Source organism: Bifidobacterium italicum (assembly GCF_002286915.1).
GTDB lineage: Bacteria > Actinomycetota > Actinomycetes > Actinomycetales > Bifidobacteriaceae > Bifidobacterium > Bifidobacterium italicum.
Window position 1 is genome coordinate 66,882 of the sequence record NZ_MVOG01000027.1, and the last position, 15,053, is coordinate 81,934.

Genomic DNA, 15,053 nt, shown 5'->3' on the forward strand with positions numbered 1-15,053 from the left:
ATTTCGATCGTCTCACGCATTGTCACCCTGTGCTCCATTCGCTTCCAGTGCCTTGCTCTGCTCATCGGTCAGATAGCCGAACCATTTGCCCGCGGTGTTCATGTCCTTGTCGCCACGGCCGGAGATGTTGACGATCATGACCGGATGCTCATAGCCCTTCGCCTTGAGGTCCGCCGCCGCCTTGTAGGCGCCGGCGACGGCGTGGGAGGATTCGATCGCCGGGATGATGCCCTCGGTCTCGCACAGGTCCCTGAACGCGCTCATCGCCTCGCCGTCGGTCGCCCACGAATAGTTGACGCGGCCGATCTCCTTGAGCCACGCGTGCTCGGGACCGACGGACGCGTAGTCGAGGCCCGCCGAGATCGAATAGGTGTCGAGCGTCTGCCCCTCGTCGTTCTCGAGCAGATAGCTCTTCGCCCCCTGGAACATGCCGAGCTCGCCCGTGCCCGGCGCGAAGCGGATCGCGTGGCGTCCCGATTCGGGGCCGTCGCCGCCGGCCTCGTATCCGTAGAGGTTGACGCGCGGATCGTCGAGGAAGGCGTTCATGATGCCGATCGCGTTCGATCCGCCGCCGACGCACGCGCAGATCGCATCCGGGTGGTCGATGCCGTACCAGTCACGCAGCTGCTCCTTCGCCTCCTCGCCGATGACCTTCTGGAAGTCGCGCACCATCTCCGGGAACGGATGCGGTCCGGCGACGGTGCCCAGCAGGTAGTGCGTGTCCTTCACGTTGGTCACCCAGTCGCGCAGCGCCTCGTTGATCGCGTCCTTGAGGATGCGGTCGCCGAGCGTGACCTCGACGACCTCGGCGCCGAGCATGCGCATGCGCGCGACGTTGAGCGCCTGGCGGCGCGCGTCGATCTGTCCCATGTAGATGCGGCACTTGAGACCGAGCATCGCGCATACCGTGGCCGTCGCGACGCCGTGCTGGCCGGCGCCGGTCTCGGCGATGACGCGCGTCTTGCCCATGCGCTTGACGAGCAGCGCCTGGCCGATCGCGTTGTTGATCTTGTGCGCGCCGGTGTGGTTGAGGTCCTCGCGCTTGAGGAAGACGCGCGCGTCGAGCCCGGTGCGCTCGCGCAGGCGCTCGGCGAAGCGCGGCGCCTCGGTGAGCGGCGACGGTCGTCCCACGTACTGCTTGTTGAGGCGCGCGAGCTCCTTGTGGAACTCCGGGTCGCGCTTGGCGTCCTCGTACACCCGTTCGAGTTCGTCGAGCGCGGTGACGAGCGCCTCCGGGACGTAGCGTCCCCCGAAGCGGCCGTAATACGGACCGTGGTGGGTGCCGAGTGGCTGCGCCTGCGAGGCCTTCACCTTGATCCCCGCGTTCACCAGACGTTCCACCGCCAGCTCATGGTCTTCGGCCGTGGCCACGCCTTCGCCGACAAGCACGGCGTCCGCGCCGGCGCGTGCGTAGTCCTCGACCTCCGTTTCACCGAAGACCCCTGATTCCGCCACCTTGATGACGTCGTCCGGCAGTCCGTCGGCAAGCGCCGCATATCTGCCGACGTCGACTCGCAGGTTCTTGAGGTCGCGCGCGTTGATGCCGATGACATGGGCGCCCGCCGCGACCGCCCGCTCGATCTCCTCGCGGGTGTGCGTCTCGACGAGCGCCGTCATGCCGAGCTCATGGGTGAGGGCGAGCAGGCGGCCGAGCGCGTCGTCGTCGAGCGCGGCGACGATGAGCAGGACGATGTCCGCCCCGTGTGCGCGCGCCTCCCAGATCTGGTAGTCGGTCGTGATGAAGTCCTTGCGCAGCACCGGCACGCCGACCGCGGCGCGCACGGCGTCCAGATCGTCGAGCGCCCCGAGGAAGCGCCGGCCTTCGGTGAGCACCGAGATCGCGGCCGCCCCGCCGCGCTCGTATGCGCGGGCGAGCGACGCCGGATCGTCGATGTCCGCCAGACGCCCCTTGGACGGGGATGCGCGCTTGATCTCGGCGATCACCGGCACCCCGTCGTCGCGCCTGAGCCATCGCTTCGCGTCCATCGGGGCCGGAGCCGAGGCCGCCATGGCCTTGAGCTCGTCCAGCGACGTGACACGTGCACGGTCGCGCTGATCCTCGAGCGCGCCCGCTACCAGTTCATCCAAAACCGACATGCTCCTCCTTGGGGATGCGATGGCGAAGGCGGGGCCTTCCCGCCATGGCACACTCTAACGGAAGACGGATGACGAGCGCATGTCGGCGTCTGAATGGTGGTCGCCGGGCCGCGACACGCCTAACACGCGGGCATGCGCATCGGACAAGTTTCACTTGAGAGTGGAAAAGCCGCCCGTGCCGGCATCGACGGTGGTCTAATGGGACGCAACCCATACCGTATGGTGAAAGGAGCCGGTCATGGCAGACATCAAGGAACATTTCGAGGAATTCAAGGACCACATGGAGGAGCGTCACGAGGAGCATGAGGCGAACCGTGACGAGAAGCGCGCCGAGCGCGCCGAGGAGCACGCCGCCAAGGTGATCGCCAAGGAGGACGAGAAGATCGTCAAGGCCGCCGACGACCCGCAGGCCAAGCTCGAGAAGATCACCGACAAGGCCGATGACAAGAAGGACAAGGCCGAGGGCAAGGCCGCCGCCAAGGAGGCCAAGGCCACCGAGGATCAGGTCGAACTCAACGAACGCTTCGGCCGTCAGCTCGATCTCGACGACTGATTCGCATTCCGGTCCGTCCGCGGAAGGCGGGGCGTGGTCGTGCACGACTACGCCCCGCCTTCGCATATCCGGCGGACGCCGGTCCCGGGCGCGGCCTAGCGGATGAAACTGGGAGAACGCTGCATTGCCCCGAGCGAGGAACGCGCCATGGCGCACGCCCGTCCCTGCTGTAATGGAGGAAGCGCCGCACAAGGCGCCCAACACGAAAGGAGCCAATCATGACTGATATGGCTGAAAAGATCGGCGAGCTCAAGGGCAAGGCCGAAGTCAAGGCGGACGAGGTCAAGATGAAGGCCGGCGAACTCAAGGGCAAGGCCGAGGCCAAGCTCGACGAGCTCAAGAAGGACCACGAGGACAAGTCCGAGTGATTCCACGCCGGTATGGCGCCGGCGGACATGCGAGGAGGGCGGGACGTGGACGGTCGAGCGACCGGGCGTCCCGCCCTCCTCGCATGCTCTCTTGTCCCCAGGGCGGACTGCACGCGTCCGCCGCCACGACCGGTTTGCGTCGCGCCGTCCGGTCATGCACGCCCGGACGCCCCGACGGACATGGCGTGCGTAACGGCCCATCCGGGCGCCGCGGCGTCGGCGTTGACGCCCTCGGCTCAAAAACGCCGTTCATCCGAGCCCGTCCAAGCGGCGCATGCTAAGCCGGTAGGAAGGACAATCAAGGAGCGCATATGGCAACCATCGCATCCATCACCAAGCAGATCATCGACGACCCGCGCGACGCCGAGTTCACCGCACGCGGCGAGAAGCCGGTCTTCTCGGCGCCGTCGAGCGCCGTCATCACGATCGTCGGCCAGTCGCCGAGCCTCGACGCCCAGACGCACGGCCTGTGCTGGGACGACCGCAGCGGCGACACGCTGCGCGCATGGCTCGGCGTGGACAGGAAGACCTTCTATGATTCAGGCAAGTTCGCGCTTGTGCCGATGGATTTCTACTATCTCGGGGATACGCCGGGCGACAAGGGCATGGAGGAGCCGCGCGAATGGGTGGCTCCGACCTTCCATCCCGAGATCATGAAGCTGCTGCCGAACGTGCGGCTGACGATCCTCGCCGGGTCCTACGCGGTACGCTACTATCTCGGTCAGGATTCGAAGGCGCGGCTCGAGGACACCGTCAAGGACTTCGAGCGGTATCTGCCGCAGTACTTCCCTATCGTGCATCCCTCCGGCCGCACCGACATATGGCGCACCGAACACCCATGGTTCGACGAGACGGTGGTCCCGGCGCTGCGCGAGCATGTGCACGCGCTGCTCGGCGACTGAGCGAGAACGGCACGGCTCACACGCGGCGCAGCTGCGCGGCGATCTTGATCGCCTCGACGCTCGCGCCGGCCTTGTTGCGCGTCTCCAGCCACTCATTCTCGGGCACCGAGTCGAGCACGAGGCCCGCCCCCGCCTGCACCGAGGCCTGATGGTCGCGGATGAAGGCCGTGCGGATCGCGATCGCCATGTCCATGTTACCGGAGAAGTCGAAGTAGCCGACGGTGCCCCCGTAGATGCCACGGTCGGCAGGCTCCATCCGGTCGATCAGCTCGATCGCCTTCGGCTTGGGCGCGCCGGAGAGCGTGCCGGCGGGGAACGCCGACGTGAACACGTCCATGACGGTCATGTCGGGGCGCACCCGTCCGGTGACCGTCGAGCAGATGTGCATGATGTGGCTGTAGCGCAGCACGTCCATCAGCGAGACCACCTCGACGGATTCGGGTTCGCACACGCGGCTCAGGTCGTTGCGCGCCAGATCGACGAGCATGATGTGCTCGCTGCGTTCCTTGGGGTCGGCGAGCAGTTCGTCATGCAGCCGCTCGTCCTCCTCCGGCGTCGCGCCGCGCGGGCGCGAGCCGGCGATCGGGAAGCTCATCGCCAGACCGTCGTCGACCTTGATGAGCGTCTCCGGCGACGAGCCGATGACGTTGAAGTCGCGGCCCTGCGCGTCGGTGAGCGTCATGAAGTACATGTAGGGGCTCGGATTGAGCGTGCGCAGCACACGGTAGACGTCGAAGGGGTCGGCCGGCGAATCGATGTCGAGACGTTGGGAGCCGACGACCTGGAACACGTCGCCGTCGATGATGTGGCGCCGCGAACGCTCCACCATCGCGAGGAAGTCCTCCTTCTTCGTGCGGAAGCGCAGTTCGGGCTGCGCGATCGAGGGGTCGAGCACATTGACGCGGAACTCGTCCTGCGCCGGCGTGGCCGCCCGCAGCTCCATGCTCCCCACACGGGCGACCGCCTCATCGTAGGCGGCGTCGGCACGCGTGGGCCGGTCATCGACGTTCACGGCGTTCGCGATGAGCCACACCGAACCGGTCTTGTGGTCGACGACGGCGATGTCGGTGGCCAACGCGAGCGTCAGCTCGCTCTGGCCGGTCTCGTCGGGCGCGTTCGCCGGCAGCGTCGGCTCCCAATGGCGGATCGCATCCCATCCGATGTTGCCGACGAGGCCGCTCGTCAGGTTCGGCAGCCCCTCGATCCTGGGCGAACGCAGCACGTCGAGCGTCGCGCGCGCCACGTCGATGACGTCGCCTTCGCGCGGCACCCCCGCCGGCACCGTGCCGAGCCAGTCCGCACGCCCGCCGTTCGAGCGCAGCTGCGCCATCGAGTCGACGCCGATGAAGCTGTAGCGGCTCCACGTGCCGCTCGTCTCGGCCGATTCGAGGATGAAGGTGCCGGAACGGTGTCCGGCGAGCCTCTCGTACAGGCCGACCGGCGTCAGCGAATCCGCGAGGATCCTGCGCACGATCGGGATGATGCGGTAGCCTTCGGCAGCCAACGCATGGAATCGTTCACGGGTCGGCCAGGTCTCCCCCCAGCCCAGGTCGCGCACGCTGTTGCCGCTCATGCCAGTTCCTCCCGTCCCCCGGGGCGCACGCCGACGGCGGCCGGCAGCGGACCACCCTCGTCGAAGCAGCTGCGCATGCCGGTGTGACACGCGGCGCCGACCTGGTCGACCTCGACGAGCAGGGCGTCGCCGTCGCAGTCGAGACGCACCGACTTCACGTACTGCACATGACCGGAGGTGTCGCCTTTGCGCCAGTACTCCTGTCTGGATCTGGACCAGAACGTCACGCGGCCGCCCGTCAGCGTGCGGCGCAACGCCTCATCGTCCATGTAGCCGACCATGAGCACCTCATGGGTGTCGTACTGCTGGACGACGGCGCACACGAGCCCCTTGTCGTCGTACTTGAGCCGCGCTTTGATGCGCGGATCCAGCGTCGTGGAATTGTCGTAGGTCTTCTCAGCTTCGCTGCCCATCATGCTCCCATGTCATCGATCATCGTTCGCAACAACGAACCACATCATCATACCCGCAGCCCGGCGCGCCCCGCGGCACCGGCTCAGCGCACCGTGTAGCCGGCGGCGCGCAGCGCGTCCTTGACCTCGCCGATCGTGACCTTGCCGTAGTGGAAGATCGAAGCGGCGAGCACGGCGTCGGCGCCGGCGGCGATCGCCGGCGGGAAGTCATCGGCCTTGCCGGCGCCGCCCGAGGCGATGATCGGAATCGAGACGACCTCGCGCATCGCGCGGATCATCTCTAGGTCGAAGCCCTGCTGCGTGCCGTCGGCGTCCATCGAATTGAGCAGGATCTCGCCGGCCCCGAGCTCCTCGGCGCGCTTCGCCCACCACAGTGCATCGATGCCGGTCGATTTGCGGCCGCCCATCGTCGTGACCTCGAAACCCGAGCGCGTATGCCGCTCGCCGCGCTCGCGCCGCGCATCGACGGACAATACGAGCACCTGGTTGCCGAAACGTTCGGCGACGCGGCTGATCAACGTCGGGTCGTTGATCGCGGCCGTGTTCACGCTCACCTTGTCGGCACCGCAGCGCAGCAGCGAATCGACGTCCTCGGGCGTGCGCACGCCGCCGCCGACGGTCAGCGGGATGAAGATCTGCTCGGCCGTGCGCGTGACGACGTCGACCATCGTCTGGCGATGCGAGCTCGACGCGGTCACGTCGAGGAAGGTCAATTCGTCGGCGCCCTGACGATAGTATTCCGCGGCGAGCTCGACCGGGTCCCCCGCGTCGCGCAGGTTCTCGAAATGGACGCCCTTGACGACGCGCCCGGCGTCGACGTCGAGGCATGGGATGACACGGACCGCCAAGGACATGGCTGCACCTCTCCAATCATGGTGTGTGGACGGAAAACGGATGGTTCCAGCCTAGCGATTCCCTGTTACATCGCCGTCCGGCGCGTCCGCGACGCCCACATCGTGGACGATGCGGGCCATCCGTCCCACGGTCGTCGGATGCGCGAAACGTTGGAACCGCGCCGATGCAACCGGAGGTTGCATGCGCCGGTCCGGTTGCGCGCGGCCGATGCAACCGCAAGCTGATGGACGGCGCGCGCACCCGTCGGGCATAGTGGATGGCGAAAGGCCCGCACACCGGGCCCGGATCCGACAGGAGGGAAGACGATGGGCTTCAGTGACAATCTGCAGTATCTGCGCGCCGAGCGCAACATGACGCAGGAGCAGCTCGCGATGCTGCTCGGCGTCTCCAGACAGGCGATCAGCAAATGGGAGGGGGACAAGGCGTATCCGGAGATGGACAAGCTGCTGATGATCTGCGACCTGTTCGGCGTGACGCTCGACGATCTGGTCATCGGCGACGTGCGCGCATCCGAGGCGACGCAGGACGGTACGGACGGCGACGGGACGCCCCGCCCAAAAGCCGCGTCCGGGACCGGGATCGGACCGCTGCCCGAGGCTTCGGCGCTGCCGCAGGACATCACCGGCTATGACGAGCATATGCGCTCCTTCAACATGAGGATCTCGGCGGGCGTGTTCGCCGTGGTCTTCGGCGTCGGCGTCGGGCTGCTGTTCACCGGCGAGCATGCGATACCGGTGGCGCCGTCGATTGGCGACTTCCTCGTCTTCCTGTGCATCTCGATCGGCGTGCTCGTCGGCCTCGCCTGCTTCATCCCCGCGGGCCTCGGCCACGCCGAGTTCATGCGGCGCCACCCCTTCGTCGAGGACTTCTACACGCGCGAGGACCGTCAGCAGGCGACGCGCACGCTCACGGTCAGCCTCATCTTCGGCATCGGCCTGATCCTCATCGCGGTCGGCTTCATCATGGTCGCCGACAGCGTCATGCACATGGACGAGGGATGGCCTGTCGCGCTGTTCATGATGATCGTCGCCGGCGGCGCGACCGCATGCACCTACGGCGGCATGAACTACGCGCGCGTCAACGTCGAGGAATACAACAAGGAGGCGGTCCACGAGGAACGCAGCCGGCGCATGGACACGGCCGAGGGCGTCAACGGCGCGATCTGCGGCACGATCATGATCCTAGCGACGATCGCCGGGCTGTCGATGCTGTTCTTCTTCAACGGAGGCCCCAACGGCATGTTCTGGATGGCCTGGGTCATCGGCGGCCTGCTATGCGGCATCTCGTCGATCATCACGAATGCGATCGCCGACCGCAACGACCGGCGCTGAGCGGACGGACGGTCTTCGCGGGGCGTCCTGCGCATGTCCGGAGGGCGCCCCGCCGCATGTCAGCGCACCTCGAGCGCGATCTCGCTGCCGAAGGTGTTCGGCGTGCCGTCGGTCACCTGCAGCAGCACCGGCGCCGCCTCGTCGATGAGCGCATAGCCGAGCTGGATCGACGTCTTCGTGCCGGGAAGCACCTTGCGGAAGCGCGACGCCTCCTCGAACCCGGCCGGACGTTCGTCGCCGTAGGCGGCCTGATCGAGCACGATGCCGCGCTGCGAGACGGTGAAGGTGGGCACCAGTCCGGTCGTGTACGCCGTCGTGTTCTCCCATTCGACGGTGAGCAGCACCGTCCGGCGTCCTTGCGCGTCGTCCACCGCGCGCACGGCCGTGACCGATTCGATCGTCGGCCGCTTCGTCGGGGCCTTCGCTTCGGGCGACGGCGCATCCATACCCTCGCCGGCCTCGGCATCACGGACGGCGGCCGCCGTCGCGGACACCGACGGACTGTGCGCCGTGGCGCTCAGCGCCTTCGCCTGCCATCCGCCGAGGAACCCCAGCGCGAGCACGAACGTCGCGCCGGCGGCAAGTGCCGTCATGCTGACCCCGGCCGCGTTCCGCCGTCGCGGCTGCGGCGGCGTCCTTCTCGCGTGCGCTCCACCCATACGATGCCCGTTTCTCGTCATGCCGCGGGGCATGCGGGCCGAGCCGCCTCCCCGATGTGATCCACGGGCATTGTAACGGCACGGCCCGCGTCGGCGCCGACGGCGGTCTCACTGTAAGACGCCTTCAATGAATCTTCACATCCCCGCACCTCGGCCGCCGCGGCATCGCGCCTTCACCGCTCGCGCCGTCGCCACGCGAAGACGCCGACGGCCGCGACCGTGCACTCGAGCGCGTACGGGCAGACGATCCGCAGATGCGGCCAGACCAGCCCGGCTCCGCCGCCGACGGCCGCGATCGTCGCCTGTGTCGCGTTGTAGAACGGCAGCGCCTGCGCGACATGGCGGAACGCCGGCCCCATGACCGCGACCGGCACGGTGACGACCGACAGGATGAAGGACACGGTCGTCAGCATCGCGCCGCAGACGCCGCCGACGGCACGGTCGCTCATCAGGCAGCCGCACAGCAATCCGATCGCCGTGCACATCAGCGCCATCGGCAGGATGACGACGACGCCGAACAGCAGCCGCACGGAGGGACGATACCCGAAAAGCCCCGCGCACACGAACGTGATCAGCGACTGCACGAGCGAGACCGCCAGCATCGGCGCCGTGTAGCCGAGAATGAAATCGGCCGCCGTCATCGGCGAGACGAACAGGCGCGACAGGAAGCTCGACGTCCTGTCCCTCGCGAGCAGCATGCCGGCGAACAGCGACAGGAACACCGGAGCATAGGTGGCGACCGCCGCCGTCAGGCCGGTGATCGACGCGGCATGCGCCCCCGGACCGGCGCCCACCTGCCGGTAGATGACGGACAGCGCCTACAGCAGCAGCACCCGGAAGGCCGCCCCGAAGAACAGGTTCACCGGATCGCGCAGTATCTCCTTCATCGTGCGCACCGAGAAGATCCAGATCCTGCGCGCGTTCATCGTGCACCTCCAACAAGCTTCACGAACGCGTCCTCCAACGTGTCCGTTCCCGACCGACGTTCCAGATCGGCCACGGTGCCGCTGGCGACCACGTTGCCGGACACCATGACGGCGACGGCGTCCGCCAGATGCTCGACCTCCTCGAGATAATGCGTCGTCAACAGCATCGTGGCCTTCCCCTTAAGCGACAGGATGACGTCCCGCAGCTCCCGGCGCGCGAACACGTCGAGACCGACCGTCGGCTCGTCGAGGAACAGGATCCGCGGATCGGTGATCAACGCCATCGCGATGCTCAGACGACGCTGCATGCCGCCCGAAAGCGTCTTCGCGCGCTGGCGGGCAACGCCCGCGAGCCCGAATTCCCCGAGGACGCGCTCCGCGCTCGCGGCCGCCTTCCGGCGGGGTTGCCCGTGGATGCCGGCGATGAGCTCGAGGTTCTCGCGCACGGTGAGGTTCTCCGCGACGGCCGTCTGCTGCGGGGCGACGTTGATCCGTTCGCGGATCCACGCGCCGTCGGCGAGGATCGACTTGCCGAGCAGGTACGCGTCGCCGGACGTCGGTCGCGTCAATCCGGTGAGAATCGAGATCGTCGTCGTCTTGCCGGCGCCGTTGACGCCGAGCAGCGCGAAGACCGTGCCCTCCTCGACGACGAGGTTCTCCTTGTCGACGGCGACGAGATCGCCGTATCGTTTCGTCAGGTCGACGGTGCGTATCGCATCCATGCCCTACTCCCCTTTCCGTGTGCGCTCGGCGTCGAGCGCGGCCTTGAGCGCCAGATAGACCTGCGACGTGGACCGCTCGACGGACTCGGCGTCCCATACCAGATAGCGCGACGTGATCATCGTCGCCAGACCGTGCACGTACACCCACAACTGCATATGGAAGTCGAAAGCCCGCTCGTAGCCGACGCCGAGCTGCTCCGCGACGAGCCCGACGATCGGAGCCACGTCACGTTCGGCCTGCGCCATCTCCTCATCGGTGCGCGGCCGCATGAACAGCATCGCGAACAGTTGCGGCTCCGCCCTCGCGAAATCGACGTAGGCGAGGCCGCTCGACAGATATGGCTTGTCCGAGCGGCGCCGCATCGCATCGGCGGTGAAGTCGTTGTACGCTTCGCGCGCCCGTCGCCACACGGCGTGGCGCACCTCCTCCATGCCGGCGAACTGTCCGAAGATCGGTTTGACCGAACAACCGAGGCGCGCGGCGAGCGACCGCGCGCTGAGGGCCTCCTCGCCGTCCTCGCGCACGATCGCGAAGGCGGCGTCGACGATCTGCCCCGATGAATATCTGGGCGTCCGCGGCATCCGGGGACCTCTCTTCTTGCGGCCATCCATTGGACATGTTGCGCAACAGTTGTTGCGTATCATGTGTTGCCTTATCGCGTCGGTGCGATGAGCACAACCTCGCGGCGTTTCTCGGCCAGTGCCTATGACGACCGGCCCGGTACGCGCGGGACGGAATCGTCCCGCGCGTACCGGGCCGGTGGGCTCGTGCGAATCAGGAGCGCTGCGGCGTCGTCGTGTCGATCGTCTTCGCGGCGAGCTGTCCGCAGGCGCCGTCGATATCCTGCCCGCGCGTGTCACGCAGCGTCGCCGTGATGCCGGCGTTCTGCAGGATCTCGATGAATCTCGCCTCGTCCTCGGGCTTGGACGCCGTCCATTTCGACCCCTCGATCGGGTTGAGCGGGATCGGGTTGACATGCGCCCAGTTGTCGCCGTAATGGTTGAGCCTGTTCGCGAGCTGGCGTGCATGCACCTCCTGGTCGTTGATGCCGCGCATCAGCGCGTATTCGATGCTCACGCGCCGCTTGCTCGCCAGATAGTAGTCGTGCGCGGCGTCGAGGACCTGTCCGACGTTGAAACGCCGGTTCATCGGCACGAGCTCATCGCGCAGCTCGTCGTTCGGCGCATGCAGCGACACGGCGAGGCGCACCGGCAGTCCTTCCTGCGCGAGCCGGCGGATGCCGGGGACGACGCCGACGGTCGAGACGGTGATGTTGCGCGTCGAGATGCCGAAGCCTGTGGGCGGCATCGCGCCGATCTGACGTACCGCCGAGATGATGGCCCGGTAGTTGCCCATCGGCTCGCCCATGCCCATGAAGACGACGTTGCTCAAACGCCCGGGGCCTCCCGCGACATCGCCGCGCGCCATCATGCCGGCGGCGATGCGCACCTGCTCAAGGATCTCGCCGGTGGACATGTTGCGCGTCAGCCCCAGCTGGCCGGTGGCGCAGAACGGGCAGCCCATGCCGCATCCGACCTGCGACGAGATGCACAGCGTCGTACGGTTCGGATAGCGCATGAGCACCGATTCGATCTTCGCGTCGTCGAACAGGTTCCACAGCGTCTTGATCGTCTGTCCGTCGTCGGCGACCTGCCGGGTCACCTCGGTGATCAATGTCGGAAAGAAGGCCTTCTGGGCCTTCTCGCGCGCCGACGCCGGGAAATCGGTGAAATCGGCGGCGTCGGCGTCGAAATGACCGTAATAGTGGGTGGCGAGCTGCTTGACGCGGAACCGCGGCATGCCGAGCTCCTTCGCGCGCGCCTCGCGTTCGTCGGCGGTCATGTCGGCGAAATGCAGCGGCGGCTTGCCGCGCCGGGCGTGGTCCTTCGCGAGCACGTCGCGGAACGCGCCGGAGGTGCCGCCGGGCGTGATGCCGCTGTCCGTGTCGTCATGCGGCTGCCCTGTGGGACGGAAGGTGTCGTTGGAGGTCATGATGGAGTCGGCTTTCGTCGGGTGTCTTGATGGTTCGGACGGTTCGGGATGCACGCGGCGTCACAGTCCGGTCATCCACAGCAGCACGCAGATGAAGGGCGCGCACAGCAGGATGGAGTCGACGCGGTCGAGGATGCCTCCATGCCCCTTGAGCAGATGGCCCATGTCCTTGATGCCCAGATCGCGTTTGATCAGCGACGCGCACAGGTCGCCGAAGGTGCCGACGACGCCGATCATGACGCCGGCGACGATCGGGACCCGCCAACGCGACGCCCACAGCGAGGCCTCGTAGGTGCACGCGAAGACGGCGAAGCATCCCGCCATCGCGAAGAGGATCGACCCGAGCAGGCCCTCGACCGATTTCTTCGGCGAGATCGTCGGGCACAGCTTGTGCCGGCCGAGCCATGCGCCGGCGAACAGGCCGCCGGTGTCGCTCAGCGCCGGCATGAACACGATGAGGATCGCATGCGCGACCGGATGGCCGTTGAAGGTGATCGGCATGATGATGCATGAGGCGAGCAGCGGGATGTAGAGCACGGTGAACATCGCGACGGCCACCTGCGTCAGGCGCCCGTGCGGTTCGTCGTCGCGAAGCCGCGCCTGCACGTCCGGCGCGGTCGTCGCCTTGTCCGCGACGGCCTGCGACGTACGCCCGTTGAGCGTGATCTGCAGACTCGCGGTGACGGCGACGACAAGCAGCGACGCCAGGACGCCGACGGCCATCGCCACGACGTGCCGCTCGCAGAAGTAGACGGCGAGCAGCGTCGCCGTCGAACAGATCCAGAGCGTGAGCACCGGAATGCGCAGGCCGCGTGTCGCGAGGTCCACGCGCAGCTCCCACAGCGCCGGAATCATGAAGACGACGACGAGCATCGCGAACAGCGTCGGGCTGATGAACAGGCATGCGAGGATGATCACGATGAGGACGACGGCCGTGGCGACGGCCTGCGGCATGTTCCTGCCGGTCCTCCGGTTGATCTGCTGAAGCCTCTCCTCGGCCTCACGGGATTGCTGCGTATGCGGCATCATGGCCCTCCTTCGGGAACATGCGCGACGACATGCGCCGGCCATCCGCGCGGCGCATAACAAGGATGCGCCTGCGCGCGCACGTCGCTTGGAGTCGTGGCGGTCGCGCGCAGGCGCATCATCTCGGGGAGGATCAGACCTCCATGATCTCCTTCTGCTTGCCTTCGAGCAGGGCGTCGAGCTCATCGGTGACCTGCTTGGTGACCTTGTCGAGATCCTTGAGCAGGCGGTCGCCCTCGTCCTCGCCCATCTCGCCGTCCTTGACGGCCTTGTCGATCGCTTCCTTCGTCTTGCGGCGGATGTTGCGTACCGCGACCTTGCCGTCCTCGGCCTTCGTCTTGGCGAGCTTGACGTATTCCTTGCGGCGGTCCTCGGTGAGCTCCGGCATCGTCAGCAGGATCTGCGCGCCGTTGCGACGCGGGCTGGCGCCGAGGTCGGAGTCGCGCAGCGCCTTCTCGACGGCGTTCGCCTGCGACGGGTCGAAGGGCGTCACCGACAGCGTACGCGGCTCCGGCACGCCGATCGTGGCGACCGACTTGAGCGGCGTCGGAGCGCCGTAGTACTCGACGACGATGCCGTTGAGGAGCGCCGGATTGGCGCGGCCGGTGCGGATGCCTGAGAAGTTCTCCTTCGTCGATTCGACGGATTTCGCCATCTGGGCCTTGGCCTGATCCACGAGATTTGCCATGTTGTTCTCCTTTGATGAAACCTGTTGTCGGCGTCGTGGGCGTCACGTGGCGCTCACGCCAGCTGCGACTCCCCGTTGGACACCAGCGTACCAATCGATTCGCCGAGCAACGCGCGGGTGACGTCGCCGGGCGCCTCGAGTCCGAACACGCGGATGTGCTGGTCGTTGTCGCGCGCCATCGCCATCGCCGAGGCGTCCATGACCGCGAGGTTGTCGACGAGCGCGCGCTTGTAGCTCAGCCGCGCGAAGCGCTTCGCCTCCGGATCCTTGCGCGGGTCGGAAGTATAGACGCCGTCGACGCCGTTCTTGCCCATGAGCACCTCGTCGCAATGGATCTCGAGCGAACGCTGGATCGAGACGGTGTCGGTCGAGAAATACGGCATGCCGGCGCCGGCGCCGAAGATGACGACGCGGCCCTTTTCGAGGTGGCGGATCGCCTTGAGCGGGATGTACGGCTCGGCGACCTGCCCCATCGTGATCGCCGTCTGCACGCGCGTCGCCTGCCCCTCCTGCTCGAGGAAGTCCTGCAGTGCGAGACAGTTCATGACCGTGCCGAGCATGCCCATGTAGTCGCCTCGCGAACGATCGATGCCGGCCTGCTGGAGTTCGGCGCCGCGGAAGAAGTTGCCGCCGCCGGTGACGATGGCCACCTGCACGCCGGCCTCGACGGCCGGCACGATCTCGGAGGCGATGCGGCGCACGACGCCGGTGTCGATGCCGACGCTGCCGCCGCCGAAGGCCTCCCCCGAGAGCTTGAGCAACACCCTGCGCGGTTCGGATTGCGTCGTTTCCTCTGCCATATCATGCCTTCCTCGTCGATGGATCGCAAAATACCGTCTTTCAGAGTATCGGTGGCGTTTGACACCGCATGGCGACAAGAGGCCATGAACGCCGGATGGGGCTGCACGCCATGATGGCGTGCAGCCCCATCCGTTCCATCGGCGCGT

General features: G+C 67.1%; 16 protein-coding genes. 4 read left to right on the forward strand and 12 right to left on the reverse strand.

All coding sequences use genetic code 11. The features are described 5' to 3' along the window. Window positions 1-12: 12 nt before the first annotated feature. A complete protein-coding gene (locus B1400_RS06805) occupies window positions 13-2,097 on the reverse strand; it encodes a bifunctional indole-3-glycerol phosphate synthase/tryptophan synthase subunit beta (protein WP_095613659.1) in 2,085 nt (694 codons plus the stop codon). Window positions 2,098-2,335: 238 nt separating this feature from the next. Here B1400_RS06805 and B1400_RS06810 point away from each other — a divergent pair, with 238 nt between their 5' ends. The 3 genes from B1400_RS06810 (at window position 2,336) to B1400_RS06815 (ending at window position 3,920) form a co-directional block, all read left to right on the forward strand. Continuing rightward, window positions 2,336-2,650: a hypothetical protein gene (locus tag B1400_RS06810; protein ID WP_095613660.1), complete on the forward strand. Its 315-nt coding sequence runs from the start codon at window positions 2,336-2,338 to the stop codon at window positions 2,648-2,650. Window positions 2,651-2,877: 227 nt separating this feature from the next. Next, window positions 2,878-3,018, forward strand: coding sequence for a hypothetical protein (locus B1400_RS09800; RefSeq protein ID WP_162288190.1), 141 nt, complete (start codon window positions 2,878-2,880; stop codon window positions 3,016-3,018). 311 nt (window positions 3,019-3,329) lie between these two features. Continuing rightward, window positions 3,330-3,920, forward strand: coding sequence for a uracil-DNA glycosylase family protein (locus B1400_RS06815; RefSeq protein WP_095613661.1), 591 nt, complete (start codon window positions 3,330-3,332; stop codon window positions 3,918-3,920). A 16-nt stretch (window positions 3,921-3,936) separates the two neighbouring features. On the opposite strand, the gene B1400_RS06820 is transcribed toward B1400_RS06815, so the two are convergent. The 3 genes from B1400_RS06820 to hisF form a co-directional block, all read right to left on the reverse strand. Next, window positions 3,937-5,493, reverse strand: coding sequence for a chorismate-binding protein (locus tag B1400_RS06820; RefSeq protein WP_095613662.1), 1,557 nt, complete (start codon window positions 5,491-5,493; stop codon window positions 3,937-3,939). Next, entirely contained in the window at window positions 5,490-5,906 is a 417-nt protein-coding gene (hisI, locus tag B1400_RS06825) for a phosphoribosyl-AMP cyclohydrolase (RefSeq protein WP_095613663.1), read from the reverse strand. Before hisI ends, B1400_RS06820 begins: the two co-directional genes overlap by 4 nt. Window positions 5,907-5,989: 83 nt before the next feature. Next, the gene (gene hisF / locus B1400_RS06830) at window positions 5,990-6,760 is read right to left on the reverse strand and encodes an imidazole glycerol phosphate synthase subunit HisF (protein WP_095613664.1); all 771 of its coding nucleotides are present in this window, start codon (window positions 6,758-6,760) and stop codon (window positions 5,990-5,992) included. Window positions 6,761-7,066: 306 nt separating this feature from the next. On the opposite strand from hisF, the gene B1400_RS06835 reads away from it, so the two are divergent. Next, complete coding sequence (locus B1400_RS06835; RefSeq protein WP_095613665.1) at window positions 7,067-8,092, forward strand: helix-turn-helix transcriptional regulator; 1,026 nt, start codon at window positions 7,067-7,069, stop codon at window positions 8,090-8,092. A gap of 59 nt (window positions 8,093-8,151) precedes the next feature. Here B1400_RS06835 and B1400_RS06840 read toward each other — a convergent pair whose 3' ends face one another. The 8 genes from B1400_RS06840 to pyrH all read right to left on the reverse strand — a co-directional run bounded on the left by B1400_RS06840 (window position 8,152) and on the right by pyrH (window position 14,906). Then, window positions 8,152-8,685, reverse strand: coding sequence for a DUF5067 domain-containing protein (locus B1400_RS06840; RefSeq protein WP_106408299.1), 534 nt, complete (start codon window positions 8,683-8,685; stop codon window positions 8,152-8,154). A gap of 239 nt (window positions 8,686-8,924) precedes the next feature. Beyond that, complete coding sequence (locus B1400_RS06845; protein ID WP_235607372.1) at window positions 8,925-9,545, reverse strand: ABC transporter permease; 621 nt, start codon at window positions 9,543-9,545, stop codon at window positions 8,925-8,927. A gap of 128 nt (window positions 9,546-9,673) precedes the next feature. Next, complete coding sequence (locus B1400_RS06850) at window positions 9,674-10,399, reverse strand: ABC transporter ATP-binding protein (protein ID WP_095613667.1); 726 nt, start codon at window positions 10,397-10,399, stop codon at window positions 9,674-9,676. A gap of 3 nt (window positions 10,400-10,402) precedes the next feature. Further along, complete coding sequence (locus B1400_RS06855) at window positions 10,403-10,981, reverse strand: TetR/AcrR family transcriptional regulator (RefSeq protein ID WP_095613668.1); 579 nt, start codon at window positions 10,979-10,981, stop codon at window positions 10,403-10,405. Window positions 10,982-11,174: 193 nt separating this feature from the next. Then, window positions 11,175-12,392: a 23S rRNA (adenine(2503)-C(2))-methyltransferase RlmN gene (gene rlmN, locus B1400_RS06860; RefSeq protein WP_095613669.1), complete on the reverse strand. Its 1,218-nt coding sequence runs from the start codon at window positions 12,390-12,392 to the stop codon at window positions 11,175-11,177. Window positions 12,393-12,452: 60 nt separating this feature from the next. Further along, the gene (locus tag B1400_RS06865; protein WP_095613670.1) at window positions 12,453-13,421 is read right to left on the reverse strand and encodes a phosphatidate cytidylyltransferase; all 969 of its coding nucleotides are present in this window, start codon (window positions 13,419-13,421) and stop codon (window positions 12,453-12,455) included. 130 nt (window positions 13,422-13,551) lie between these two features. Next, the gene (gene frr / locus B1400_RS06870; RefSeq protein WP_095613671.1) at window positions 13,552-14,106 is read right to left on the reverse strand and encodes a ribosome recycling factor; all 555 of its coding nucleotides are present in this window, start codon (window positions 14,104-14,106) and stop codon (window positions 13,552-13,554) included. A gap of 53 nt (window positions 14,107-14,159) precedes the next feature. After that, on the reverse strand, window positions 14,160-14,906 hold the full coding sequence (gene pyrH, locus B1400_RS06875) for a UMP kinase (RefSeq protein WP_095613672.1): 747 nt from the start codon (window positions 14,904-14,906) through the stop codon (window positions 14,160-14,162). Window positions 14,907-15,053: the final 147 nt, after the last annotated feature.

Bases quoted from the DNA above. Each gene is read 5' to 3' on its own strand.
- B1400_RS06865 (WP_095613670.1), bottom strand. From the start codon at position 13,421: ATGATGCCGCATACGCAGCAATCCCGTGAGGCCGAGGAGAGGCTTCAG.
- B1400_RS06805 (WP_095613659.1), bottom strand. From the start codon at position 2,097: ATGTCGGTTTTGGATGAACTGGTAGCGGGCGCGCTCGAGGATCAGCGC.
- hisF (WP_095613664.1), bottom strand. From the start codon at position 6,760: ATGTCCTTGGCGGTCCGTGTCATCCCATGCCTCGACGTCGACGCCGGG.
- B1400_RS06810 (WP_095613660.1), top strand. From the start codon at position 2,336: ATGGCAGACATCAAGGAACATTTCGAGGAATTCAAGGACCACATGGAG.
- B1400_RS06835 (WP_095613665.1), top strand. From the start codon at position 7,067: ATGGGCTTCAGTGACAATCTGCAGTATCTGCGCGCCGAGCGCAACATG.
- rlmN (WP_095613669.1), bottom strand. From the start codon at position 12,392: ATGACCTCCAACGACACCTTCCGTCCCACAGGGCAGCCGCATGACGAC.
- B1400_RS06850 (WP_095613667.1), bottom strand. From the start codon at position 10,399: ATGGATGCGATACGCACCGTCGACCTGACGAAACGATACGGCGATCTC.
- B1400_RS09800 (WP_162288190.1), top strand. From the start codon at position 2,878: ATGGCTGAAAAGATCGGCGAGCTCAAGGGCAAGGCCGAAGTCAAGGCG.
- B1400_RS06855 (WP_095613668.1), bottom strand. From the start codon at position 10,981: ATGCCGCGGACGCCCAGATATTCATCGGGGCAGATCGTCGACGCCGCC.
- pyrH (WP_095613672.1), bottom strand. From the start codon at position 14,906: ATGGCAGAGGAAACGACGCAATCCGAACCGCGCAGGGTGTTGCTCAAG.
- B1400_RS06820 (WP_095613662.1), bottom strand. From the start codon at position 5,493: ATGAGCGGCAACAGCGTGCGCGACCTGGGCTGGGGGGAGACCTGGCCG.
- hisI (WP_095613663.1), bottom strand. From the start codon at position 5,906: ATGGGCAGCGAAGCTGAGAAGACCTACGACAATTCCACGACGCTGGAT.
- B1400_RS06815 (WP_095613661.1), top strand. From the start codon at position 3,330: ATGGCAACCATCGCATCCATCACCAAGCAGATCATCGACGACCCGCGC.
- frr (WP_095613671.1), bottom strand. From the start codon at position 14,106: ATGGCAAATCTCGTGGATCAGGCCAAGGCCCAGATGGCGAAATCCGTC.
- B1400_RS06840 (WP_106408299.1), bottom strand. From the start codon at position 8,685: ATGACGGCACTTGCCGCCGGCGCGACGTTCGTGCTCGCGCTGGGGTTC.